This is a genomic window from Cupriavidus sp. UBA2010, assembly GCF_002335265.1.
Lineage (GTDB): Bacteria > Pseudomonadota > Gammaproteobacteria > Burkholderiales > Burkholderiaceae > Cupriavidus > Cupriavidus metallidurans.
Window position 1 is genome coordinate 279,264 of sequence record NZ_DDCI01000013.1, and the last position, 23,134, is coordinate 302,397.

At 63.1% G+C, this 23,134-nt stretch carries 20 protein-coding genes and 1 pseudogene; 8 read left to right on the top strand and 13 right to left on the bottom strand.

The window, feature by feature from the left end:
- Nucleotides 1-6 precede the first annotated feature (6 nt).
- The 10 genes from rapZ to B2246_RS10000 all read right to left on the bottom strand — a co-directional run bounded on the left by rapZ (nucleotide 7) and on the right by B2246_RS10000 (nucleotide 8,674).
- On the bottom strand, nucleotides 7-897 hold the full coding sequence (gene rapZ, locus B2246_RS09955) for an RNase adapter RapZ (protein WP_008650951.1): 891 nt from the start codon (nucleotides 895-897) through the stop codon (nucleotides 7-9).
- 115 nt (nucleotides 898-1,012) lie between these two features.
- Nucleotides 1,013-1,354: a PsiF family protein gene (locus B2246_RS09960; RefSeq protein ID WP_008650953.1), complete on the bottom strand. Its 342-nt coding sequence runs from the start codon at nucleotides 1,352-1,354 to the stop codon at nucleotides 1,013-1,015.
- Between the two features lie 205 nt (nucleotides 1,355-1,559).
- Nucleotides 1,560-2,531, bottom strand: coding sequence for an HPr(Ser) kinase/phosphatase (gene hprK, locus B2246_RS09965; RefSeq protein ID WP_008650955.1), 972 nt, complete (start codon nucleotides 2,529-2,531; stop codon nucleotides 1,560-1,562).
- A gap of 68 nt (nucleotides 2,532-2,599) precedes the next feature.
- Entirely contained in the window at nucleotides 2,600-3,055 is a 456-nt protein-coding gene (locus B2246_RS09970; RefSeq protein ID WP_008650957.1) for a PTS sugar transporter subunit IIA, read from the bottom strand.
- A gap of 475 nt (nucleotides 3,056-3,530) precedes the next feature.
- The gene (gene hpf / locus B2246_RS09975; protein ID WP_008650960.1) at nucleotides 3,531-3,884 is read right to left on the bottom strand and encodes a ribosome hibernation-promoting factor, HPF/YfiA family; all 354 of its coding nucleotides are present in this window, start codon (nucleotides 3,882-3,884) and stop codon (nucleotides 3,531-3,533) included.
- Between the two features lie 50 nt (nucleotides 3,885-3,934).
- Nucleotides 3,935-5,413 carry an RNA polymerase factor sigma-54 gene (locus B2246_RS09980; protein ID WP_008650961.1) on the bottom strand — a complete coding sequence of 493 codons (1,479 nt, stop codon included), beginning with the start codon at nucleotides 5,411-5,413 and terminating at the stop codon, nucleotides 3,935-3,937.
- A gap of 123 nt (nucleotides 5,414-5,536) precedes the next feature.
- The gene (gene lptB, locus B2246_RS09985; protein ID WP_008650963.1) at nucleotides 5,537-6,328 is read right to left on the bottom strand and encodes an LPS export ABC transporter ATP-binding protein; all 792 of its coding nucleotides are present in this window, start codon (nucleotides 6,326-6,328) and stop codon (nucleotides 5,537-5,539) included.
- Nucleotides 6,329-6,353: 25 nt separating this feature from the next.
- Nucleotides 6,354-6,998 (bottom strand): lipopolysaccharide transport periplasmic protein LptA, encoded by a 645-nt coding sequence (lptA, locus tag B2246_RS09990; protein ID WP_286881818.1) that lies wholly within the window; start codon nucleotides 6,996-6,998, stop codon nucleotides 6,354-6,356.
- A gap of 62 nt (nucleotides 6,999-7,060) precedes the next feature.
- Entirely contained in the window at nucleotides 7,061-7,687 is a 627-nt protein-coding gene (gene lptC / locus B2246_RS09995; protein ID WP_008640716.1) for an LPS export ABC transporter periplasmic protein LptC, read from the bottom strand.
- Nucleotides 7,688-7,690: 3 nt separating this feature from the next.
- Nucleotides 7,691-8,674 carry a KpsF/GutQ family sugar-phosphate isomerase gene (locus tag B2246_RS10000; RefSeq protein WP_024569509.1) on the bottom strand — a complete coding sequence of 328 codons (984 nt, stop codon included), beginning with the start codon at nucleotides 8,672-8,674 and terminating at the stop codon, nucleotides 7,691-7,693.
- Between the two features lie 150 nt (nucleotides 8,675-8,824).
- Here B2246_RS10000 and B2246_RS10005 point away from each other — a divergent pair, with 150 nt between their 5' ends.
- Nucleotides 8,825-10,804, top strand: coding sequence for a monovalent cation:proton antiporter family protein (locus tag B2246_RS10005; RefSeq protein WP_035881337.1), 1,980 nt, complete (start codon nucleotides 8,825-8,827; stop codon nucleotides 10,802-10,804).
- Here the strand turns inward: B2246_RS10005 and B2246_RS10010 are convergent.
- Complete coding sequence (locus tag B2246_RS10010; protein WP_008648126.1) at nucleotides 10,794-11,222, bottom strand: ribbon-helix-helix domain-containing protein; 429 nt, start codon at nucleotides 11,220-11,222, stop codon at nucleotides 10,794-10,796. The genes B2246_RS10005 and B2246_RS10010 overlap by 11 nt on opposite strands.
- Nucleotides 11,223-11,280: 58 nt before the next feature.
- Nucleotides 11,281-11,859, bottom strand: a complete 579-nt coding sequence (locus B2246_RS10015) for a DJ-1/PfpI family protein (protein WP_008648124.1) — start codon at nucleotides 11,857-11,859, stop codon at nucleotides 11,281-11,283.
- A gap of 126 nt (nucleotides 11,860-11,985) precedes the next feature.
- Here B2246_RS10015 and B2246_RS10020 point away from each other — a divergent pair, with 126 nt between their 5' ends.
- Both B2246_RS10020 and B2246_RS10025 read left to right on the top strand, forming a co-directional pair.
- Entirely contained in the window at nucleotides 11,986-12,558 is a 573-nt protein-coding gene (locus B2246_RS10020; RefSeq protein WP_008648122.1) for an adenine phosphoribosyltransferase, read from the top strand.
- 211 nt (nucleotides 12,559-12,769) lie between these two features.
- A complete protein-coding gene (locus B2246_RS10025; protein ID WP_008648120.1) occupies nucleotides 12,770-14,446 on the top strand; it encodes a Na/Pi cotransporter family protein in 1,677 nt (558 codons plus the stop codon).
- 53 nt (nucleotides 14,447-14,499) lie between these two features.
- Here B2246_RS10025 and uvrA read toward each other — a convergent pair whose 3' ends face one another.
- Complete coding sequence (uvrA, locus tag B2246_RS10030) at nucleotides 14,500-17,367, bottom strand: excinuclease ABC subunit UvrA (protein WP_008648118.1); 2,868 nt, start codon at nucleotides 17,365-17,367, stop codon at nucleotides 14,500-14,502.
- 274 nt (nucleotides 17,368-17,641) lie between these two features.
- Here uvrA and B2246_RS10035 point away from each other — a divergent pair, with 274 nt between their 5' ends.
- The 5 genes and pseudogenes from B2246_RS10035 to B2246_RS10055 form a co-directional block, all read left to right on the top strand.
- Nucleotides 17,642-18,898 carry an MFS transporter gene (locus B2246_RS10035; RefSeq protein WP_040011123.1) on the top strand — a complete coding sequence of 419 codons (1,257 nt, stop codon included), beginning with the start codon at nucleotides 17,642-17,644 and terminating at the stop codon, nucleotides 18,896-18,898.
- A 297-nt stretch (nucleotides 18,899-19,195) separates the two neighbouring features.
- Nucleotides 19,196-19,744 carry a single-stranded DNA-binding protein gene (locus B2246_RS10040; RefSeq protein WP_008648114.1) on the top strand — a complete coding sequence of 183 codons (549 nt, stop codon included), beginning with the start codon at nucleotides 19,196-19,198 and terminating at the stop codon, nucleotides 19,742-19,744.
- 126 nt (nucleotides 19,745-19,870) lie between these two features.
- Complete coding sequence (locus B2246_RS10045) at nucleotides 19,871-21,172, top strand: site-specific integrase (protein ID WP_286881816.1); 1,302 nt, start codon at nucleotides 19,871-19,873, stop codon at nucleotides 21,170-21,172.
- Nucleotides 21,162-22,739 carry a site-specific integrase gene (locus B2246_RS10050; RefSeq protein WP_286881815.1) on the top strand — a complete coding sequence of 526 codons (1,578 nt, stop codon included), beginning with the start codon at nucleotides 21,162-21,164 and terminating at the stop codon, nucleotides 22,737-22,739. The genes B2246_RS10045 and B2246_RS10050 overlap by 11 nt, the downstream gene beginning before the upstream one ends.
- Nucleotides 22,736-23,134, top strand: a pseudogene (locus B2246_RS10055) (hypothetical protein); the annotation flags it as partial. The gene B2246_RS10050 and the pseudogene B2246_RS10055, both read left to right, overlap by 4 nt.

Below are 23,134 nucleotides of genomic sequence, written 5' to 3' on the forward strand. Positions count from 1 at the left end.
CGCGCGTCAGCCAGCGGGGGCCAACTCGCGGTGTCTGACCAGCACATTACCATGTGCCCGGAAGTAGTTGGCAAGTCTTTCCGCGATGAACACGGAACGGTGCTGGCCTCCGGTGCAGCCGATGGCGACGGTCAGGTAGCTGCGGTTGTCCGCAATGAAACTCGGCAGCCACTTCTCCACATAGGCGCGGATATCCTCGGCCATGGCCAGCACCATCGGCTGGCTCTGCAGGAAGTCGATGACTGGCGCATCGCGCCCGGTGAGCGGGCGCAGCGCGAGATCGTAATAGGGGTTCGGCAGGGAGCGCACGTCGAAGACGAGATCGGCGTCGCTGGGCACGCCGTGCTTGAACCCGAACGATTCAAACAGCAGCGTGAGCTGCTGGCTGTTCTTGTTCTCGTTCTCGTCTTGAATCAGTTCCTTGATCCAGCTGCGCAGCGTATTGGTGCGCACGTTGCTGGTGTCGATGCGGTGGGCCGATTCCGCCAGCGGGCTTAGCAGCTCCCGCTCCTTCTCGATGGCCTCGATCAGCGAGGTATCGTTGGGCGTGCCAGCGGCCGTGCCAACTTCGACTTGTGCCGAAAGCGGGTGGCGCCGGCGCGTTTCCGAGTAGCGCTGAACCAGCGCATCGGTGCTGGCGGTCAGGTACAGCACCTGTACCTGATGGTTCGCGGCCAGCTCTCGCACCGTATCGGGCAGTCGCGCGAGCGATTCGCGGCTGCGGATGTCGGTGGCAACACCAAGCTGTGAGTAGCCCTGTTCCGCCAGGTAGCAGGCGAGATCGGGGATGAACTGGGCCGGCAGGTTGTCGACGCAGTAGTACCCCGCGTCTTCCAGTACGTTCAGCGCGACTGACTTGCCCGAGCCGGAAATTCCGGTGATAAGGATGATCCGCATAGCGATGCAAGCATAGCATCGCGTGATGGCGGCGTCATGACACCTGCCCTAAAGCAAAATGGCGAATCGTCGCCGATTCGCCATCATTGCCACGGGATCTATCAGATCTGGCGGATCAGGCCGCCGGCTTCGACAGGCAATCGCTCATGGACTTCTTGTAGTCGTCGCCCTTCTTGCCCTTGTTTTCCTTCGAGCAGGCCGACATCTTTTCCTGCTGGGTCTTCGGTGCGGCCGGTGCGGCGGCTGGTGCGCTGCCCGACAGGCAATCGCTCATGGACTTCTTGTAGTCGTCGCCCTTCTTGCCCTTGTTCTGCTTCGAGCAGGCCGACATCTTTTCCTGCTGCGCGGTCGGGGCCTTGCCAGATTTTTCAGCGGCCGGGGCCGAGGCGCCCTGGGCGAACGCGCCCGTGGCGAACAGAGGGGTAACCAGCACGCACATCGCGATCAGTTTCTTCATGCTTCTCTCCTGGCTGTGGAAACACATCATGGCCGGACGCCGACCTTCAGGATGCAGCACGGCGGCTGGCGGTACCGGACTGGGCTCGATGCCCATTGAAGCACAAAACGGCGCGCGCCCAAAGCGCGTTGACGAGGGGAGGCCGGCCGCTTGTAAGCAATTGAAAGCGACGCCGGCGTTTCACAAAACGGCCGGAATTGTCTGATCAGAGCAGCCGACCCTGGCCGCGGGAAACCACGTCGGCCTGCATCGCTGCCCGCTGACGGTCCATGAAGTCGCGCAGGGTATCGATGCCACGCAGGCGCAGTATCGTATTGCGGACGGCGGCTTCCACCAGCACGGCAAGGTTTCGGCCAGCTGCCACCTGGATCTTCACCATGTGGATCGGGAGGCCAAGAACGTCGAGGTACTGGGAATCAAGCGGCAGGCGCTCGAATTCGCCGTCGTTGCGGCGCACCAATTGCACCACGAGCTTGAGCTTCATCTTCCGCCGCACGGCGGTCTCACCGAAGATCGTCTTGATGTCGAGCAGGCCCAGGCCGCGGACTTCAAGCAGGTTCTGCAGCAGCGGCGGGCAGCGGCCCTCAATGAAATCCGGGCCAAGCCGCACGAAATCGACGGCGTCGTCGGCCACCAGGCCATGTCCGCGCGAGATCAGTTCCAGGCCCAGTTCGCTCTTGCCAAGGCCCGACTCACCCATGATCAGCACGCCCATGCCGAGAATGTCGAGGAACACGCCGTGCATGGTGACGCGCGGCGCGGAGATGCGCGACAGGTACAGGCGGAGGTGGTCGATGACGGCCGCCGAGGATACCGGCGTCGTGAACAGCGGAGTCGACGAGCGCGTGCAGCGCAGTTCCAGATCGGGCGGCGGCTCCATGCCATCCGCCACCACCAGGAATGGCGGCTCGAGCAGGATCAGCTCGCCCATCTGACGTTTGCGGGGTTCGTCGTCGAGGCGCTGGTAGTAAAGGATCTCGGGTTTGCCGAGCACCTGAATCCGGTTCGGGTGGATGAGGTTCAGGTGGCCGACCAGATCGGCTGCCGATGTCGCCTCACGCGCGAATTCCACGTCGAAGGCTCGATCGGCCCCTTCCAGACCGGCGACCCAGGAGAGTTTGATGTCGGCTGCGTTGTCGTCGAAGATCGACTGGGAGGTGACGCCGGTGAGTTCCATGCGGGATGACTTTTCGGGAGGGGCTGTATCGCGGGTATCGCGTCAGGCTGCGCTGGCCTGCCGTCGTGTCAGGGGTGCCACTGGGTCAGTAATTCGTGGACCGCTTCGGGCGTGGGTAACGTGGCCAGTCCTTCGCGCATTTCCCGGTCCGACAACAACTGGGCGATTTCCGAAAGAATTTCCAGATGCTGCTGGGTGGCCTGCTCGGGCACAAGCAGGAAGATCAGCAGCGCCACCGGTTTGCCGTCGGGCGATTCGAACGGGATCGGCTCGGCCAGGCGCATGAAGGCAGCCAGGGGCTGTTTGAGTCCCTTGATGCGACCATGCGGAATGGCGACGCCGGCGCCAAGACCGGTGGACCCGAGCGATTCGCGCGCGAACAGGTTGTCGGTCACGGTGGCCCGGGCCACGCCATGGTTGTTCTCGAACAGGAGCCCGGCTTGCTCGAAGACCCGCTTCTTGCTGGTGACGGTGACGTCGAGATTAATGTTGCCGGGTGGCAGCAATTTGGCCAAACGATTCATGGGCGATGCACGAGGAGTCAGAAAGGCGAGCCGACGCACATGAGTCGTCCCGCTGCGTTGGGCAATTCAGGCTATTGAGCGCAAAAGGACGCCCGCATTGGAGCGTCCGGCCATTATAGAGCAGGGCCACTGCGCACTTGTGCGCTGCGGCGCCGGCGCCGCGAGTGGTGCCGCGAGCTTGCCGGTCGGATTGCCCACCCAGAAAACTGCACCCGCCGTCGCGCGATCTTTCGCCACGCGGAATGCCGGGCCGGTTGTCCGGGGCCGTCCTGTCTGTAGTTGTTGTATGGCGCAGCATACACCGAGCGGCGTCAGTTGCGAACACCCCCGGCTGACCAAATGTTGCAGGGCTGGTACTCAGGTAACGGGTGCGCCAGCGGCGCATCCGCATCGCGCCCATCAAAAAAGCCGCGCAGATGCGCGGCTTTGCTCTTCCTATCTATCCTCTCAGGGGCGACCTGGTGTCGCCGCCGACTTATTGTTGTTGTAGTTGTTCGGCAGCCATCTGGTACTTGACCGCTTCCCGGTCATGCCCTTGCACGCGGTCCTTGTAGCGGATCACTTGGCGGTCGAGCTTGTCGACCAGACAGTCGATTGCAGCATAAAGGTCTTCATGATGCGCTTCGACGAAGATGTCCTTGCCCTTGAGGTGCAGGTTGATTTCCGCGTACTGACGCTTGTCCTTTTCCTTGTGGTTGTCTACGGATAGCAGCACGCTTACGCCAATGACCTGATCGAAATGTCTGACAATTCGCTCCAGTTTCGTTTCCACATACTCACGCAGCGGCGGCGTGATGTCGAGGTGGTGTCCACTGATCTTGAAGTTCATAGCGCTTCTCCTTCTGAAAGAGCCGCACCAGGCAGGCGGTTGCGGCTCGGCTACAAAGTCTTGCGGAGATTGACTGCGGGGATCTTCAGCGCTTCGCGGTACTTGGCCACCGTGCGGCGTGCGACCACAAAGCCCTGTTCGCCCAGCAACTCGGCGATGCGGCTGTCGGAAAGGGGATTCCTGGGTTCTTCGGCTCCTATCAGTTGCTTGATCAGCGCGCGGATCGCCGTGGATGAGGCCGCGCCGCCAGTCTCCGTGGAGACGTGGCTACCAAAGAAGTACTTCAACTCGAAAGTACCCATCGGCGTGGCCATGTATTTATTCGTAGTCACCCGGGAAATGGTCGACTCGTGTAGACCCAGTGTATCGGCAATCTCCCGCAAAACCAAGGGGCGCATCGCGATTTCCCCGTGCGAGAAAAAGTTCTTTTGACGTTCCACAATTGCCTGCGCAACACGCAGGATCGTGTCGAAACGCTGCTGAATGTTCTTGATGAGCCACCGCGCCTCCTGGAGCTTCTGCTGCAGCCCGGCCGCGCCCGCTTCCCCTTTTGCACCGCGCAAAATCTGCGCATACATGTCGTTGATGCGCAGACGCGGCATCACGTCGGGATTGAGCTGCGCGATCCAGCTACTGCCACTCTTGCGCACGAACACATCCGGTACCACGAAGTCCGCTTCCGGACGGCTGTAGGCATGTCCGGGATACGGTGCGAGCGAGCGGATCAGATCGTGCGCGGCCTTAAGTGCAATTTCGTCAACCTGCAGGGCTTTCTTGAGCCGCGTGTAGTCACGCACGGCCAATAACTCCAGGTGGTGGTTGACGATCGATAATGCAAGGTCCCGCTGTGGATGCTGCAGACGGCGCAGTTGCAAGGTGAGGCATTCTGCGGCGTTGCGCGCACCCACGCCAGGAGGGTCGAAGCTCTGCAGCAGGGTCAGTATCGCCTGCACTTCATCGACTTCGAATTCGAGTTCCTTGGGTAGTTCCGAGCAGATCTCGTCGAGCGTTGCGCCCAGGTAGCCGTCGTCGTCCAGCGACTCGATCAGGAAGATGGCCAGGCCCTTGTCGCGCGTGGAGATCTTCAGCGGCGTGAGCTGTTCCATCAGGTACTCGCGCAGCGTGGGTTCCGCTTCGCGAAGCTGCATCGGCGTCTTCTCGTCCTCGTCGCCCTGAGGCCGGCGAGCGAAATCGTCCAGGCTCCAGTCGCTGCCGTAATCGTCACCCGAGCTGTCGCCGTAGCTGTCGTCTTCGCCGTTGGCGCCGTTCGCGCGATCGTCGCCATTACCTTGCGGTTCGGAAGATGCCGGAGCCGGGGCGCTTTGCACGTTGACCGACCCGTCCGCGGCCACGCGCAGCGGGCTTTCGATCCAGTCGTTCTCGCGTTCGAGCAGTGGATTCTCGGTCAGCGCCTGCTCGACTTCCTGTTGCAGCTCCAGTGTGGATAACTGCAGCAGCCGGATGGACTGCTGCAGTTGTGGAGTCAGAGCCAGATGCTGGGAAAGTCGAAGCTGAAGCGATGGTTTCATGCGACCTATTCTATGCGCATCTTCCCGTTGTTGGAACGGAAATTGCTATCACCTATCGCTGGCACTTCGTGATCGCCAACGGCTAGTTGACGAATGCTGCAAGGCGGCGTCGCGGCCGCTTGATCACATGCGGAAGTTTTCGCCCAGATAGACGCGTCGCACGGACTCGTTGGCGATGATTTCCTCGGGCTGTCCTTCGGCCAGCACGGTGCCTTCGCTGATGATGTATGCGTGGTCGCAGATGCCCAGCGTTTCCCGCACGTTGTGGTCGGTAATCAGCACGCCGATGTTGCGTGCCTTGAGGAAGCTGACGATGCGCTGGATCTCGCCCACGGCGATCGGGTCCACGCCCGCGAATGGTTCGTCGAGCAGGATGAAGCGCGGCGCCGACGCCAGCGCGCGCGCGATTTCCACGCGGCGGCGCTCGCCGCCCGACAGCGACAGCGCCGGGTTGTTGCGCAGGTGGGCGATCTGCAGGTCATCGAGCAGCGAGTCGAGCCGGCGATCGATTTCCTGCTTGGGCAGCGACTTGCCGTTGACCACCTGCAGTTCCAGCACCGCGCGGATGTTCTCCTCGACGTTGAGCTTGCGGAAGACCGAAGCTTCCTGCGGGAGATAGGACAGTCCCATGCGCGCGCGTTCGTGGATGGCCAGGCCGCTGATGTGCTGGCCATCGAGCACGATATCGCCTTCGTCCAGCGCGACCAGTCCGACGATCATGTAGAACGACGTGGTCTTGCCCGCGCCGTTCGGGCCGAGCAGGCCGACGACCTCGCCGCTTTTGACGTCGAGCGAGACGTCCTTGACCACGGTGCGCGAGCCATAGCGTTTCTTCAGATGGCGCACGACCAGCGTGCTGCTATCCGTGGATGGGGCGGAAGAAGCCTGGGCGGCGAGCGTGGCGGTATCGTTCATCGGGTACGGATGGAGCTTGAAACGGTCAGGGCTTGGCCGGCTGCGAGGACGGCTTCAGGTCGAGCGGCGCGCCGGCCGGCGCGCTGGCCGGGTTCGCGCGCGGCGACAGCACGGCGCGCACGCGGCCAGAAGGGTTCCCGGCGGACGCATTGTTATCGCCGCCGGTGGCGGTATAGAACTCGTTGCGGCTGTCGTACGTGATCACCGCGCCGCGGATTTCGTCCAGGATTTTCGCGCCGACACCGGAAACACGCGCCGCGCGTGCATTGCCGATCAGCTTGTTGATCTCCGACTTGCCGTCATATTCGATGCGGTCGCCCCAGCCGTCGATGTACTCATCCACGCCGTCGCGTTTCTGGCGGATATAGGCCTGGTGGCCCGGCTTGGAGGTGGCGATGGCGTACTGATAACCCTCGGGGTCGGTGCGCAGTTCGGCGGCATCAGACTTCAGCACCATCGTGCCCTTGGTCAGCACCACGTTGCCGGTCAGCGTGTAGATCTGCTTGACGTCATCATAGCTGGCGTTGTCGGCTTCCAGCACCAGCGGCTTGGTCTGGTCCGCGCGCTCGGCGAAAGCAGGCTGGGCCAGGAACAGGCCGATGGCGGCGATGGCCGCCATCAGGGCGGGCGCGGTGCGGCGACAGGACGATGTCGTCAGGGAAGCAGTCATTTTTGGCTTTGCTGAAAGGGAAAGGCAGCAGTCAGGCGGACGGCGGGGCGCAAATCCCGATGTCACTGGGCACTGGCCTGCCCCGGCGAATTCATGATGATGGTGCCGCGAACGTTACCCAGCAATTGTACTTCGCGGGTGACGTTGTTGAAGATCAGGCCGTTGGCGTTCATTACCGACGGTCCGCGCGTCAGTTCCACGGGCTTGTCTGTCTTGACGATGTCGTCGTTGATCAGCAACTGAAAGTACTGCGACGCCGCCGTCATGCGCGGGTCCTTCGACACATCGGTACCCGCCTGGCGCACGATGAACGCATTGCCGTACAGGTCGATGATCGAGCCCTCGGCATTCATCACGCCGCGATTCGCGTTGGCGGTAACCGGCGGGCGATCCGGCTCGTAGTTGCGCATGGCCGGCGTGGTCACCTCGTAGGTCTGGTCGTCCTCGAAATGGACCATCTTCACGCCGGTGAAGCGGATCTTGGTGTTGCCATCCTCGGCCAGTTCCGTGGCCGAGAAGCGGTCCATATAGTAGTCAGGGACGTGTCGCTTGACCTGTGCCTGCGCCGTGGCTTCGTGCGGCGAGTTGATCTGCACGAGCCAGAACGTGCTGCCGGCAACGATCGCCATCAACAGCAGCGGCAGCAGCCGCATGATCAGGCCGGTGATTCTGGACAGGAACTCTGGCATTGATCAGATGACCTTGGCCCGGGTCAGATCATGGATGTGGAGCGCGCCCGCCAGGTGGCCGTCGTCATCGACGACGAGCAACTGGTTGATGCGGTTCGTTTCCATGATCTGCACGGCTTCCACGGCGAGCTTGTCGAGATGCACGGTGTGGGGGTTGCGGTGCATGACCTCGCCGATCGGCACGGTCTTCCAGTCGCGCGGCGTTTCCAGCAGGCGGCGCAGGTCGCCGTCGGTGAACACGCCCACGGCGCGGCCGTCGGGGTCCACCACGGCGGTCATGGCCATGCCCTTGCGGGTGATTTCCATCAGGGCCTGGGCCAGCGGCGTGCTTTCACGTACCGCGGGCACCGCATTGCCAGTGCGCATCACGTCGCGCACGTGGGTGAGCAGCTTGCGGCCCAGCGCGCCGCCTGGGTGCGAGCGCGCGAAGTCGTCTTCGCCAAAGCCGCGCGCGTCGAGCACCGCCACGGCCAGCGCGTCACCCAGCGCCAGCGCCGCGGTGGTGCTGGCGGTCGGGGCGAGGTTCAGCGGGCAGGCCTCCTGAGCCACAGCGCCGTCGAGGTGGGCGTTGGACAGTTTGGCCAGGTTCGATTCGGCGTTCCCGGTGATGGAGATCAACCCGGCGCCGATGCGCTTGACGATCGGAATGATCGCCAGCAGTTCGGCCGTTTCACCGGAATTGGAGAAGGCGATCAGGACATCGTCGCGCGTGATCATGCCGAGGTCGCCATGGCTGGCCTCGGCGGGGTGCACGAAGAAGGACGGCGTGCCGGTGGATGCCAGCGTGGCGGCCACTTTGCGGCCGATATGGCCCGACTTGCCGATGCCGGACACGACGACGCGCCCGGTGCAGCCGAGAATCATCTCCACCGCCTTGGTGAACGCGGGCGTGAGCCGTCCGGCCAGCGCGGAAACGGCCTCGGCTTCGATTTCAAGGGTCTGGCGGGCGAGCCGGAGTGCTCGATCCGCATCGAAATTGGCTATCATGGCGTCGGAGTATACCAACGAATGCGATGGCGTCTGGCCCGGCTTTCGAGCCTTTTGCCGCTGTGACGACCGCCGCGCTTGCCGTGTTTCGCCGGCAGGGCGCAAATGCCGGGACGGCGCGCGTGCCCGGCTGGTACTTTTCAATCGCCGATGCATTCTCCGCTGGAACTGACCCTGGTGCTGCTGGCCGCTGCCGTGTTTGGCGTGGTGGCGTTCCGCATGTTGCAACTGCCACCGATGCTCGGGTATCTGGCGGTGGGCATCCTGATCGGCCCGCACGCCCTTGGCCTGGCCAGCGATTCGGGCCAGACCAAATACCTGGCCGAATTCGGCGTGGTCTTCCTGATGTTCTCGATCGGGCTTGAGTTCAGCCTGGCCAAGCTGCGCGCGATGAAGCGGCTGGTGTTCGGGCTGGGCGGATCACAGGTCATCCTGTCGATGCTGGCCGTGGTGCCGGCGAGCTGGATGTTCAACTGGCTTTTTCCGCTGTCCTGGCAGGCATCCGTGGCCCTGGGCGGCGCGCTGGCCATGTCGTCCACGGCCATCGTTTCCAAGATGCTTTCCGAGCGCATGGAGCTGGAAAGCGAGCACGGGCGCAACATCATCAGCATCCTGCTGTTCCAGGATCTGGCCGTGGTGCCGCTGCTGATTGTGATCCCCGCGCTGTCGCGCGATCCGGGAGACCTGGCGTTCGCGCTGGGGCTGGCCACGGTCAAGATTGCCGTGGCCCTGGGCGCGATCTTCTTCCTGGGCCAGCGCCTGATGAGCCGCTGGTTCCACGTCGTGGCGGCACGCCGGTCGCAGGAACTCTTCATGCTGAACCTGCTGCTGGTCACGCTGGGCATGGCCGCGCTGACAGAGCGGCTGGGCCTGTCGATGGCGCTCGGCGCGTTTATGGCGGGTATGTTGATTTCGGAAACGCCCTACCGCCATCAGGTGGAAGAGGACATCAAGCCGTTCCGGGACGTGCTGCTCGGGCTGTTCTTCGTCACGATCGGCATGTTGCTGAACGTCCGGGTGGTGTTCGACCACGTCTGGCTCGTGCTCGCGCTGCTCATCGTGCCGATCCTGTTCAAGCTGGTGCTGATCGCAGTGCTGGCGCGGCTGTTCGGCTCGCGCCAGGGGGTGGCGATCCGCACCGGCCTTGGGCTGGCGCAGGCGGGCGAATTCGGTTTCGTGCTGCTGAACCAGATAGATGGCATGGGGCTGGTGGACCCGGTGCTGATCCAGGTGATCCTGGCGTCGATGCTACTGTCGATGCTGGCCGCGCCGTTCCTGATCCAGTACAGCGACGCGATCGTGCTGCGGTTTGCCGCGAACGAATGGCTGTTGCAGTCGCTGAACATGACCCGGATCGCGGCGCAGAGTCTGCAGACCGAGAAGCACGCGATCATCTGCGGCTACGGTCGTAGTGGCCAGAACCTGGCTCATATGCTGGAACGCGAGGGCATCACCTACGTGGCGCTCGACCTCGACCCGGATCGCGTGCGCGACGCGGCGGCGGCGGGCGATACGGTGGTTTATGGCGATGCCGGCCGGCGCGAGGCGCTGATCGCGGCCGGTATCCACCGCGCGGCGCTGGTGGTGGTGACCTATGCCAATACGCCGTCGGCGGTGAAAGTGCTGCACCACGTTCAGGAGCTGGCGCCGGCGCTGCCGGTGCTGGTGCGGACCGTCGACGATTCCGAGCTGGACATCTTGCAGAAGGCGGGTGCGACCGAGGTGGTGCCGGAAATCATCGAAGGCAGCCTGATGCTGGCTTCACACGCGCTGGTGCTGTTGGGCGTGCCGATGCGCCGCGTGGTTCGGGGCGTGCAGCAGGCGCGCGACGCACGCTACAGCCTGCTGCGCGGCTATTTCCACGGCCGTGACGACGAGGAAGACATGGTGGAGCGGGACACGGTGCGGTTGCACGCGGTGTCCCTCGGGCCGGAACACACCGCCGTGGGGCGTCGCCTGGGGGCGCTGGGGCTGGAGCGGATCGGCGTGGAAGTCACGGCGGTGCGCCGGCGCGGCATCCGCGCCTTCGACCCCGAGCCGGACACCGTGCTGGAGCCGGGCGACATCGTGGTGCTGCGTGGCACGCCCGAGGCGCTGGAGTCTGCCGAGGAACGGCTGATCAAGGACTAGAACTAGAGGCAGAGGCGTGCTCGCCTCTGGCTGCCCTTGGCAACGGCGAACTGCCAGCTTCCACCCACGACGCGGGTAGGCTATCCAGCACGGCTCGCGCATCGAGCGACCGAATCGGCACATTAGTGTCGGCCGGGATGCGCCCCTCGTTTTGCAGAAGCAGGTAGCGCATACAGCACACGCGCAGGAACGAAGCAAAGTTGGCCGACAGCGACGTCTCGCCGCGATGTTCGGCAAGTTCGTCGTGTAGCCGCGTCAGCAACTGGTTGACGGTCATGCCGTCGCGTTGCGCCAGTTCTTCCAGGACCTCCCAGAACAGGTTTTCCAGCCGGATGCTGGTGGCCATGCCGTGCAGGCGCAGCGATCGGGACTGGGTCTGGTACGAATCCGGATTGGCCCGGATGAAGATCTCACACATGGATACCTCCGTGCGGCGCGGCCGCGGGCCCGATGGCCCGCGCCACGTTCGGAAGCCTCTACTCTACGATCCGCGTCCCAAGCACTGCAAGGAACTGCGCCAGCCAGGCCGGATGGGCAGGCCAGGCCGGCGCCGTTACCAGGTTGCCGTCGGTATGGGCCTGGTCGACCGGGATATCGGCATATTTGCCGCCGGCCAGCCGTACCTCGGGTGCGCAGGCGGGGTAGGCGGAACAGGTACGACCTTCGAGCACGCCAGCTGCCGCCAGCAGTTGCGCGCCGTGGCAGACCGCGGCGATCGGCTTGTTGGCCTGGGCAAAGTGGCGCACGATCTCGAGCACGCGGGCATTCAGTCGCAGGTATTCGGGGGCGCGGCCGCCCGGAATGACGAGGGCGTCATACTGTGCCGGATCGATGTCCGCGAACGTGGCATTCAGCGTAAAGTTGTGGCCGCGCTTCTCCGTGTAGGTCTGGTCGCCTTCGAAGTCATGGATGGCGGTGGCGCAGTGGTCGCCAGCCTTCTTGTCCGGGCAGACCGCGTGAACCGTGTGGCCCACCATCTGCAGTGCCTGGAACGGCACCATGGTTTCGTAGTCTTCGGCGAAGTCGCCGGCCAGCATCAAGATCTTCTTGGCCACGGTTGTCTCCTGTATCTTTGCGGGTTGCGGATGTTCAATCAGCCGGGCCATTGTGCGGCGATGGTTTTGGACACGGGTGGTAGCCCGTTACCGCATCGCGCGTAATTTCACTTTCCAGTTTCCTTCATGTCGAACTCCATCATCCAGTCCCCCGATCTTGGCGATGTCACCGGTTACCTGCGTGACCGCATCCGCACCGTGCCGGACTGGCCGCAGCCGGGCGTGATGTTCCGCGACATCACGCCGCTGCTGCAGAACCCCAAGACGCTGCGCGTGCTGATCGACGTCTTCGTGCACCGCTACATGGACCAGAACCTGGACCTTGTGGCTGGCATCGACGCGCGCGGCTTCATCCTCGGTTCGATCATCGCGTACGAACTGAACCTGGGCTTCGTGCCGATCCGCAAGAAGGGCAAGTTGCCGTTTCAGACGGTGGCCGAGGAATACGAGCTCGAGTACGGCAGCGCCACCGTGGAGATCCATGCAGATGCCTGCAAGCCGGGAGACCGCGTGCTGCTGATCGACGACCTGATCGCCACGGGCGGCACGATGATGGCGGGCCGCAAGCTGCTGGAGCGTCTTGGCGCAACGGTGGTGGAAGGCGGGGCGATCGTCGACCTGCCTGAGCTCGGCGGCTCCAGGCTTTTGCAAGCCAGCGGCCTGTCGCTGTTCACGGTCTGCAATTTCGACGGCCACTAGGAAGCCCTGGGAAGCCCTGGGAAGCCTTTTCAAAAGGATTCTGGCGTCGCTGCGGGGCCTTGCCGTGCCGCCTGTACTGCCTGCGCCCCCGCCCGGGTTTGCTCCCTTCGACAGGGGGGCGCATAATGCCTCCTTGAAATAACAAGGCGATGACCGGGCTGCGCGCCTCGCTTCTGCCCCTCGCGGCACCGGTCACGAAGAAGGCTGCACTATGGGCGTATTGCTTCATCTTCTCTCCGGCGTGGCGCTCCTGATTTGGGGCACCAACATAGTCAAGGTCGGTATCCTGCGCGTGTACGGCGCCAATCTGCGCCACGTGCTTTCCGTCAGCGTGTCCAACCGGTTTGCTGCGTTCCTCGCGGGCGTCGGCGTGACCGGTCTCGTCCAGAGCAGCAATGCCACGGCCGTGATCGTCAGTTCGTTCGTCGGACAGGGACTGATCGCGGTGGCCCCCGCGCTGGCGATCATGCTGGGCGCGAACGTGGGTACCGCGCTGATGGTGCAGGTGTTCTCGCTCGATCTGTCCTGGCTGTCGCCGCTGCTGATCTTTATCGGCGTGATCCTGCATCTGTCATGGAAGGGCAGCAAGGCCGGCCACGTGGGCCGCGTGCTGATCGGGCTGGGTTTGATCACGCTGGCGCTGGAACTGATTTCGATCGCCACGCGGCCCGTGGTGCAGGCGGCCGGCGTCAAGGTGCTGTTCAGCACGCTGACCGGTGACGCCGCGCTGGACATGCTGATCGGCGCGGTGCTGACGATCCTCTGCTATTCGAGCCTGGCCATGGTGCTGTTCTGCGGCGCGCTGGCATCGGCCGGGGTGGTGTCGATCCACGTGGCCATGGCGCTGGTGCTCGGCGCCAATCTCGGTTCGGGCATTTCGGCGCTGATGTCGACGTCGGGCAACAACCAGCCCGGTAAGCGCGTGACGCTGGGCAACCTGCTGTCGCGCCTGCTCGGTTGCGTGATCGCGTTGCCGCTGCTGACGAAGGCCGAGGAACTGCTGGCGCTGGTTGGCAGCGAGCCGCAGCGGATGATCGTGAACTTCCATCTGCTGTTCAACGTGGCGCTGGCGCTGTTGCTGCTGGGCGCTACCGCGCCGCTGGCGCGCCTGTGCGAGGCCATTCTGCCGGGCCGGAACACCGGCGACAGCCAGGTCACGCCGCGCCATCTCGATCCGGCCGCGCTGTCCACGCCGACGCTCGCGTTGTCCAACGCCGCGCGCGAGGTGCTGCGCATCGGCGATCGCGTCGAACAAATGCTCGACAACCTGCTGCGCGTGCTGCGGACCAACGATCTGAAGCTGGCCAATGCCACCTGTCGTATCGACAACGAAGTCGACGATCTCTACACCGCGATCAAGCTCTACCTGACGCAGATCAGCACCGAGGCGCTGGACGAGCACGATGGCGAGCGCTGGACGGAAATCATCTCGTTGACGATCAACCTGGAGCACGCGGGGGACCTGATCGAACGCGTGATCGTCGACACCAAGGAAAAGAAGATCGCGCACAACCTGTCGTTCTCCGAGGCCGGCATGCAGGAGATCGCCGAGATGCACGCCCGCGTGGTGGCGAACCTGCGTCTGGGGCTGTCGGTGTTCCTGACCGGTGACCTTCGCAGCGCTCAGCAACTGATGGCGGAGAAGGCGGCCTTCCGCGATCTGGAGCGCGATCTGTCGCGCTCGCACCTGCAGCGTGTGGCCGTGCAGACCGTGGAGAGCATCGAGACCAGCTCGCTCCATCTGGATCTGATCGCGGAACTGAAGCGCCTCAATTCGCTGTTCTGCTCCACCGCATATCCGGTGCTGGAGCGGGCGGGGATGATGAACCGCAGCCGGATGAAAGAGGATTCGGAGGAGAAGGTCGCTGCGGTGGCGGGCGCTCGCTAGCGGGGCTGGGGGAGAGGGCAGGGCGCGTCGATTTCCGACCACGCCCCGGAGACCTACCCCTGCTTCTTCAACAGAGGCGCCAGATACTTGCCCGTGAAGCTCGCCTTGCTGGCGGCCACGACTTCCGGGGATCCCTTCGCGATCACCTGGCCACCACCCGCACCGCCCTCCGGGCCCATGTCGATCAGCCAGTCCGCCGTCTTGATGACGTCGAGGTTGTGCTCGATGATCACGACCGTGTTGCCCTGGTCGCGCAGCTTGTGGATGACCTTGAGCAGCAGTTCGATATCGTGGAAATGCAGGCCCGTGGTGGGCTCGTCGAGGATGTACAGCGTGCGGCCCGTGTCGCGCTTGGACAGTTCCAGCGACAGCTTCACGCGCTGCGCCTCGCCGCCGGAGAGTGTGGTGGCTGACTGCCCCAGCCGGATGTAACCCAGGCCCACGTCGAGCAGCGTCTGCAGCTTGCGGCGCACCACCGGCACGGCGCTGAAGAACTCGTGCGCCTGCTCGACGGTCAGGTCGAGCACCTCGGAGATGTTCTTGCCCTTGTACAGCACCTCGAGCGTCTCGCGGTTGTAGCGCTGGCCGTGGCAGACATCGCACGGCACGTAGACGTCGGGCAGGAAGTGCATTTCCACCTTGATCACGCCGTCGCCCTGGCATGACTCGCATCGGCCGCCCTTCACGTTGAACGAGAAGCGGCCCGGGTCGTAGCCCCGTTCCTTGGCGGAGGGTACGCCCGCGAACAGTTCGCGGATCGGCGTGAAGAGGCCGGTGTAGGTGGCCGGATTCGAGCGCGGCGTGCGGCCGATCGGGCTCTGGTCGACGTTGATGACTTTGTCGAAGTGCTCGAGGCCTTCGATGCGGTCATGCGGCGCGGGCTCCGCAGTCGAGCCATACAGATGGCGTGCCACCGCGTGGTAGAGCGTGTCGTTGATCAGCGTCGACTTGCCTGAACCAGAAACGCCAGTGACGCAGGTGAGCAGGCCCACCGGGATTTCGGCCGTAACGTTGCGCAGGTTGTTGCCAGTGGCGTTGACGATGCGGAGCAGCCGCTCGTCGTCGGGCAGGGCGCGCGTCTTCGGCACCTCGATGCGGCGCTGGCCGGACAGGTACTGCCCCGTCAGCGATGCCGGCGAGCTTTCGATCTGGTCCGGCGTGCCTTCCGCCACGATCATGCCGCCATGGACGCCCGCGCCCGGGCCGATGTCGACGACGTAATCGCACGCGCGGATCATGTCCTCGTCGTGCTCCACCACCAGCACCGAGTTACCGATGTCGCGCAGATGCTTGAGCGTGCCGATCAGCCGGTCATTGTCGCGCTGGTGCAGGCCGATCGACGGCTCGTCGAGCACGTACATCACGCCGGTCAGGCCCGAGCCGATCTGCGAGGCCAGGCGGATGCGCTGCGCCTCGCCGCCGGACAGCGTGTCCGCGCTGCGCTCGAGTGACAGGTAATCGAGCCCGACGTTGTTCAGGAAGTTCAGCCGGGCGGTAATTTCCTTGACGATCTTGTCGGCGATCTCGCGCTTGGCGCCGTGCAGGTCCAGCGTCAGGAAGTACGTCAGCGCGTCGCGCAGCGGCCAGCCGTTGATCTCGAAGATCGCGCGGGCCTGATCGGCCTCGCCCACTTTCACATGGCGCGCCTCGGTGCGCAGGCGGGTGCCCTGGCAGACCGGGCACGCCTGGTTGTTCTGGTACTTGGCCAGTTCCTCGCGCACGGCCACCGAATCGGTTTCACGATAGCGGCGTTCGAGGTTCGGGATGATCCCTTCGAACGCGTGCGCGCGCAGCGTGGTGCGGCCGCGTTCGTTGATATACGTGAACGGGATCTCGGTCTCGCCGGAACCGTGCAGGATTACCTGCTGCACTTCGGGCGACAGTTCCTCGAACGGGGTTTCCGTGTCGAATTCGTAGAACGCCGCCAGGCTCTGCAGCATCTGGAAGTAGAACTGATTGCGGCGATCCCAGCCTTTGATCGCGCCCGAGGCCAGCGAGAGGTTCGGAAAGGCCACCACCCGCTTCGGATCGAAGAACGTGATCTGGCCCAGGCCGTCGCAGCTAGGGCAGGCGCCCATCGGGTTGTTGAACGAGAACAGGCGCGGTTCCAGCTCCTGCAAGGAGTAGGAGCAGATAGGGCAGGCAAAGCGCGAGCTGAACACATGCTCGCGGCCGGTGTCCATCTCCATCGCGATCGCGCGGCCATCGGCCAGTCGCAGTGCCGTTTCGAACGATTCGGCCAGGCGCTGCTTGATGTCGGCGCGGACCTTGACGCGGTCGACCACCACCTCGATCGTGTGCTTTTCGGTCTTCTTGAGCTTGGGCAGCGCGTCGACATCGTAGACCTTGGCCTCGGCCTCATGCGCGGTGCCGCCGCCGGAGCGGATGCGGAAGCGCACGAAACCCTGCGCCTGCATCGTATCGAACAGGTCGGTGTGCTCGCCCTTACGGTCCGAGACCACCGGCGCCAGGATCATCAGCCTGGTGTCTTCTGGCAGCGCCAGCGCCGCATCAACCATTTGCGACACGTTCTGCGCCTGCAGGGCGATGCCGTGGTCGGGGCAGTAGGGCGTGCCGGCGCGGGCGAAGAGCAGGCGCAGGTAGTCGTGAATCTCTGTGACAGTGCCGACGGTCGAGCGCGGATTGTGGCTCGTGGCCTTCTGCTCGATCGAAATCGCCGGGGACAGCCCCTCGATCAGGTCGACGTCCGGCTTTTCCATCAGTTGCAGGAACTGGCGGGCGTAGGCGGACAGCGATTCGACATACCGGCGCTGCCCCTCGGCGTAGAGGGTGTCGAATGCGAGCGACGACTTGCCTGACCCCGACAGCCCCGTGATCACCACAAGCTTGTTACGCGGCAGGTCGAGATTGATGTTCTTCAGGTTGTGGGTACGCGCCCCACGGATCTTGATTTCTTCCATATCCCCGTCAATGTGCCTTGCGCAACGCCTGGGGCGCCCGAAACAGGGGCGCCAGCCTGCCGCGACACGCGATTTCCGGGCCCGCCGAAAGCGGAGCGTGATGCGGAAAGCGCGGGAAGCAAACCTGCTAATATACCGAACTTCGGTTTCCGGGGTTGCCCGGCGCCAGACTGGCGAATGACAACGGGGTGGAGACAGCCCCGCGTCAGCAACTTCCCGGCGTTCGGACGATCGAAGCTGTCGCCGACCGGACCAGATTCCTTATACGACCGCAATGCCGTCGATCCCGCCTTCTTCCCAGCCCGCATCCCTTGCCGACGAGTCCACCCGGACCGAGCCCGTGCGTGACCGCATGACCAAAGGCGAGTTGCGCGCCAGCCTCACACTCGCCAGCATCTTTGCCCTGCGCATGCTGGGCCTGTTCCTGATCCTGCCGGTCTTTGCCGAGTACGCGCGCACGCTGCCCGACGGGCACGACGCCCAGCGGGTTGGCATCGCCATGGGGATCTACGGGCTGATGCAGGCTTTCCTGCACATTCCATTGGGCTGGCTGTCCGACCGGGTCGGGCGCAAGCCGGTCATGGTCGCGGGGCTGCTGCTCTTCGTGGCCGGCGCGCTGGTTGCAGCGTTCTCCGATACCCTGACCGGCATCATCATCGGCCGCGCGTTGCAGGGCATGGGCGCGATCTCCGCGGCCATCACGGCCTGTATCGCGGATCTGACGCGTGAACGCCATCGCACCAAGGCCATGGCAATGGTCGGCGGCAGTATCGGCCTGACGTTCGCGCTCTCGCTGGTGATTGCTTCGCCACTTCTGCATTCGATCGGTATGTCGGGCATCTTCAGCCTGATGGCCGTATTCGGCGTGGTGGCGATCGGCGTGACGCTGTTCCTGGTGCCTGCGCCGCCGCCGCCGCATCCGGTGCGGCTGCCGTTCCGCCAGGTGCTGATGAATGCCGACCTGATTCGTCTGAATGTCGGCGTGCTGGCGCTCCATGCGAGCCAGGTGGCCATGTTCATGGTGGTGCCGGCCATGCTGAGCGACGCGGGGATGCCGCTGGACCAGCACTGGAAGGTCTACCTGCCGGTCGTGCTGGTGTCGTTCCTGCTGATGCTGGCGCCGATGATGGCCGCCGAGCGCTACGGCAAGGTGCGTCCGGTGCTGCTGGCCTCGGTGGCCCTGATGACGGTCGTCCAGATCCTGTTCGCGTCGGTCCACGGCCTTTGGCCGATCGTCGGCGTGCTGCTGCTGTTCTTCGTCGCGTTCAACGTGCTGGAGGCGATGCAGCCGTCGCTGGTGTCGCGTTACGCTGCGGTCAGCCGTGGCGCGGCGCTTGGCGTCTACAACACGACCCAGTCGCTGGGCCTGTTCCTCGGTGGCGTGGCCGGTGGCTGGCTGCTCCAGCACGAAGGACGCAGCGCAGTGTTCATAGGGTGCGCGGTGGTTCTGGTGCTCTGGCTTATAATCGCGTGGAGCATGAAGGCGCCCCCGGCCCGTGGGCAAGCAAGTACTTCTGCGGTGGCGGCTTAGAAGCCACCTCAGAATGATTCTGGCGTCGTTGCGTGGCCTTGTCGTACCTGGTGTACTGTCTGCGGCCGCGCGCCTGGCCAGAACCGCTTCGCTTCATCCTGAAGCGGTTTTTTAGACACAGTTTTTTTCGTATCGGTATTAGTCCGCTACGTTTTCCTGCTGTATTGGCGTTAGCATGAACACGCGCTTGACGGTTCATCCGTAGGGCGCGTGATGTCGTTTACGTCCCAGCTTTTTTTGCACGTTCCTTACGTTTAGTACCGCGCTGAAAGGGCGCGGTCCCTGGAGATCATCTACATGGCATCGGTCAACAAAGTCATTCTCGTCGGCAACCTGGGCGCCGACCCCGAAACCCGCTACATGCCCAGCGGCGATGCCGTGACCAACATCCGGCTGGCGACGACCGACCGCTACAAGGACAAGCAGTCCGGCGAATTCAAGGAAGCCACCGAGTGGCACCGCATCGCGTTCTTCGGCAAGCTGGCCGAGATCGCCGGCCAGTACCTGCGCAAGGGTTCGTCGGTCTATATCGAGGGCCGCATCCGCACGCGCAAGTGGCAGGACCAGTCAGGTCAGGAAAAGTACAGCACCGAAATCGTCGCGGACCAGATGCAGATGCTGGGTGGCCGTGGCCAGGGCGGCGGCGGCGGTGAGGAAGGTGGCTACGGCGGCGGTGCGACCGGTGGTGCGGGCGGTGGCGGTGGCTACAGCCGCGAATCGCAAGGTGGTGGTGGCCGCAGCCAGGGCGGTGGTGCCCAGGGCGGCGGTCAGCAAGGCGGCCAGCGTCGCCAGCAACAGGCACCGTCGAACGGCTTCGAGGATATGGACGACGATATTCCGTTCTAAAGGCTACCCTTCCTCGTTTTGTTAAGTTTTGCCCTGAAGCCCGCTTGCTGCGGGCTTTTTTTACATCTGATCTGTAAATTTTCTTCTTGCATGTTCGTGGGTTTCTTTCCACCTTGAAGCATTGTCATGTTTCTGTGGGGCGGTGGCATGCACGCTCAGATGGAAGAAGGCTCCCTCCGTATTCGATTCACCAAGTTTGCAAGCGGTGAACGCGTCCCGATGCTGGTCGATAGCCGTGGCCTCCCCGTCTATCTGCCCACGCTATTTGTCACCACCCAGATCCGGAACGCCAGCAAGGCACCAAACACCATGCTCGCTGCGCTCCATGCGTTGCGTTTGCTTTACCGCTGGGCGGCGGCGCTGTCCATCGATCTCCAGGAGCGTTTTGGGGCGCAGAAATTTCTGACCGATTCGGAGACTGAATCCCTTCGGGCGTTTGCCCAGACACGAAGCGCTATCAACGGGCGTGCAAGCCGCAAGGTCATTGGGCTGCCACGTCGTACCGAAGGGGCGCGCATGTCACACGTCGCCACTCCACCTGCGCGGATCAGCACGAACGCGCATTACATTCGTCTGAGCTATATCGCACAGTACGTGCGCTGGCTTGGGAACTATTCTCTCGATCGGTCTCGCGCCAACGAAGGAGACCGAGCTTCCTTGGCGCAACTGGTGGCGCGCATCGAGATGAGCCGACCCCGCGTTCGCCGTGGAAGCAGTTTCGTGGCGCGCCGATCTTTGGATACCGCGGCGCAACAGCGGCTCGACGAGCTCGTCTGCCCGTCATTCGCCGGCAATCCGTTCACCCCGGTGTTGCGCACACGCAATGCACTCATCATTCATTTGCTCAGCGAATTGGGTGTACGCGCGGGTGAACTGCTGGCCCTCAAGGTACAAGACTTCGACTTGCAAGCCAACGAGGTTGTAGTTGCGCGTCGTCATGACGATCCGGACGATCCCCGTCCTAACCAGCCGGTCGCGAAGACGTTGGACAGAAGGCTTCCACTTTCACCGACCCTGTCCAAGGCCGTCTATGAATACGTGCTGCACGATCGCAGCCAGCTACGGCGTGCCAAGCGACACGATTTTCTGATCGTGACACATCAGCCAGGGCCACACGAAGGACTGCCAATGTCGATCAAAGGCTTGGAGAAAGTCTTTGCGGTGCTGAGGAGCGTAGAACCGAAGTTGAGCGACTTTACGCCTCACGTGCTGCGACACACCTGGAACGAACGATTCTCGGCGAGCGTGGATGCAAACGGTACATCCATTGCGGACGAAGAGAAGATGCGCTCGTATTGGATGGGATGGCGCGAAGCGTCTGGCAGTGCCAGCACCTACTTGCGCCGACGTACGGAACAGATGACCAAGCGCGCATCATTAAAGCTGCAGAGCACGAAGAAGGGTGGAGGCGGACGCCGTGAAACGTAGCATTGCTTCTGAGCGTGACAACGCCAAACGCGCCGTTTCGAGGAACGGCTCGGAGTTTTGCCCCTCCGACGGCTATTGGCGCCTGTCGCGCGACGTTAATTTTTCGCTGCGATGGATAGAGGAAGAAACGGGAGAGCCAATCTCGACTAGCCTGCGCAAGGTGCTCATGCACTATGCCGTAACCGCCTCCGCTGCACACACCAAGAACATTTCAGAGCGTCTTGGCGGCTTTGTGCGATTCGTAAATAGCTCCGCATCGGGGACGATGCGACGGATACGTACGCAAGACTTGATCTCTTACCGTGCAACTTTGGATCGTGCGCACGAATGGTACATGGCTGTTATCTCGGGCGCGTTGAAGACCTGGTTCAATTTGGGCTACTCAGGCATAGAGAATGGAGTCATGACCCTGCTTGGCGAGTGGCGACTCCGAGGGAATATAAAAGGCGAAGCGATCGCCTTGAGTTGCCCTTTCGACGGGGCATTGTCTGAACTCGAGTACGAGGCCTTGCTGGCGGGGCTGGATCGAAGCTATGAATCTGGAGTGATTTGCCTGTCCGAGTACGTATTCACAAGACTATTGATTGCCACAGGCAGGCGTCCATCGCAAGTGGGTGACCTCAAAGTGCGCGACTTCATTTGTGTGGCAGCGGAGTCGGGCGAACGGGAGTACGTGCTGAATGTGCCTAGGCGGAAGCAGCGGGGTGCCGATTGGCGCAGCGAATTCAAGCCCTGTGCGCTGACTGCGGATCTTGGAGAGGCGTTGCAGCAATGGTTGGACGAGCAGCGAGTACTGTTGATCCAGAGAGTCCCTGTGTTTCGCCAGTGCGCCGACTTGATCGAACATATGCCGATGTTTCCGAAATGGGCAGATCTCGACAAAATCGGACGCGAATCAGTGGTCGCTTTCGGGAAAATCCTGCGATCAGAGACATTGCATATGGAGACAGTTGCGCTTGAGCGTTGCTTGGCGCGCATTGTTGAGACGCTGCAAGTACGCTCGGAACGAACGGGGACGCTGCTACGCGTATTCCCCACACGTCTTCGCCGCACATTGGGCACTCGCGCGGCGAGGGAGGGCTACGGAGAACTAGTGATTGCTGAACTGTTGGATCATTCTGACACGCAACATGTGAAGGTCTATGTTGAGAACGTGCCGGAGCATGTCGACGCCATCAATGCGGCCGTGGCGATGCAACTGGCGCCAATGGCCCAAGCGTTTGCGGGCGTCCTGGTCGATCGCGAGAGCGCAGCGGTGCGCGGCAATGACCTATCCAGTCGTGTGAGGACCGATGGGGGGCATGGCGTTGGGACGTGCGGCCACTATGGGTTTTGTGGTGCCCTCGCACCGATTGCGTGTTACACGTGCCAGCACTTTCAACCGTGGCTCGATGGCCCGCACCGCGACGTACTGGCTTGGCTCGAGGCGGATCGTGTGCGGATTGGTCAATTGACGGGCGACAGTACGATCGCCTCGGTGACGGATCGCACCTTGTTAGCTGTCGCCCAAGTCATACGGTTGTGCGATGCGCGCAAGGCCGGCACGAGAGTGACGAGGAGCCCATGACAATTGTCCACTTCTCTCCCCGCAGTCGAGTCAAGGCTGAAACAAATCTCAAAGACTTTATTCACTACTGCAGGCACGAGCTCACAGTACTAGGCGTCGACTTGGCTTGGGACAGCAATACGTGGTCGGCCGCACGCGTGACATATGGGAACGTCGATCAGCGCACGCAAAAATTGCATGATCGGCTGACACTTACAACGCCCTTTCTGGACTTCGCCAAAGCCTATTGTCGATACCATGAGGGGCTTCAACAGAAGTCGGCCGTACGCAAACTCTTCGCGCTCAGATGTTTGGAGCGCGCCTTGCTCGACTGCACCGGCGAATCGAGTGTGGCCCGGGCAGACATGGCGACCTTTGATCGTGCTGCCGTGATTGAGCTTGCCCCCGCAAAACGA

What these genes read in the sequence shown, in the direction of transcription:
- lptA (WP_286881818.1), bottom strand. Translation starts at nt 6,998, where the DNA reads ATGACTGCTTCCCTGACGACATCGTCCTGTCGCCGCACCGCGCCCGCC.
- lptC (WP_008640716.1), bottom strand. Translation starts at nt 7,687, where the DNA reads ATGCCAGAGTTCCTGTCCAGAATCACCGGCCTGATCATGCGGCTGCTG.
- hprK (WP_008650955.1), bottom strand. Translation starts at nt 2,531, where the DNA reads ATGGAACTCACCGGCGTCACCTCCCAGTCGATCTTCGACGACAACGCA.
- B2246_RS10000 (WP_024569509.1), bottom strand. Translation starts at nt 8,674, where the DNA reads ATGATAGCCAATTTCGATGCGGATCGAGCACTCCGGCTCGCCCGCCAG.
- B2246_RS09960 (WP_008650953.1), bottom strand. Translation starts at nt 1,354, where the DNA reads ATGAAGAAACTGATCGCGATGTGCGTGCTGGTTACCCCTCTGTTCGCC.
- B2246_RS09980 (WP_008650961.1), bottom strand. Translation starts at nt 5,413, where the DNA reads ATGAAACCATCGCTTCAGCTTCGACTTTCCCAGCATCTGGCTCTGACT.
- B2246_RS10040 (WP_008648114.1), top strand. Translation starts at nt 19,196, where the DNA reads ATGGCATCGGTCAACAAAGTCATTCTCGTCGGCAACCTGGGCGCCGAC.
- B2246_RS10005 (WP_035881337.1), top strand. Translation starts at nt 8,825, where the DNA reads ATGCATTCTCCGCTGGAACTGACCCTGGTGCTGCTGGCCGCTGCCGTG.
- hpf (WP_008650960.1), bottom strand. Translation starts at nt 3,884, where the DNA reads ATGAACTTCAAGATCAGTGGACACCACCTCGACATCACGCCGCCGCTG.
- B2246_RS10010 (WP_008648126.1), bottom strand. Translation starts at nt 11,222, where the DNA reads ATGTGTGAGATCTTCATCCGGGCCAATCCGGATTCGTACCAGACCCAG.
- lptB (WP_008650963.1), bottom strand. Translation starts at nt 6,328, where the DNA reads ATGAACGATACCGCCACGCTCGCCGCCCAGGCTTCTTCCGCCCCATCC.
- B2246_RS10025 (WP_008648120.1), top strand. Translation starts at nt 12,770, where the DNA reads ATGGGCGTATTGCTTCATCTTCTCTCCGGCGTGGCGCTCCTGATTTGG.
- B2246_RS10035 (WP_040011123.1), top strand. Translation starts at nt 17,642, where the DNA reads ATGCCGTCGATCCCGCCTTCTTCCCAGCCCGCATCCCTTGCCGACGAG.
- B2246_RS10045 (WP_286881816.1), top strand. Translation starts at nt 19,871, where the DNA reads ATGTTTCTGTGGGGCGGTGGCATGCACGCTCAGATGGAAGAAGGCTCC.
- rapZ (WP_008650951.1), bottom strand. Translation starts at nt 897, where the DNA reads ATGCGGATCATCCTTATCACCGGAATTTCCGGCTCGGGCAAGTCAGTC.
- B2246_RS10020 (WP_008648122.1), top strand. Translation starts at nt 11,986, where the DNA reads ATGTCGAACTCCATCATCCAGTCCCCCGATCTTGGCGATGTCACCGGT.
- uvrA (WP_008648118.1), bottom strand. Translation starts at nt 17,367, where the DNA reads ATGGAAGAAATCAAGATCCGTGGGGCGCGTACCCACAACCTGAAGAAC.
- B2246_RS09970 (WP_008650957.1), bottom strand. Translation starts at nt 3,055, where the DNA reads ATGAATCGTTTGGCCAAATTGCTGCCACCCGGCAACATTAATCTCGAC.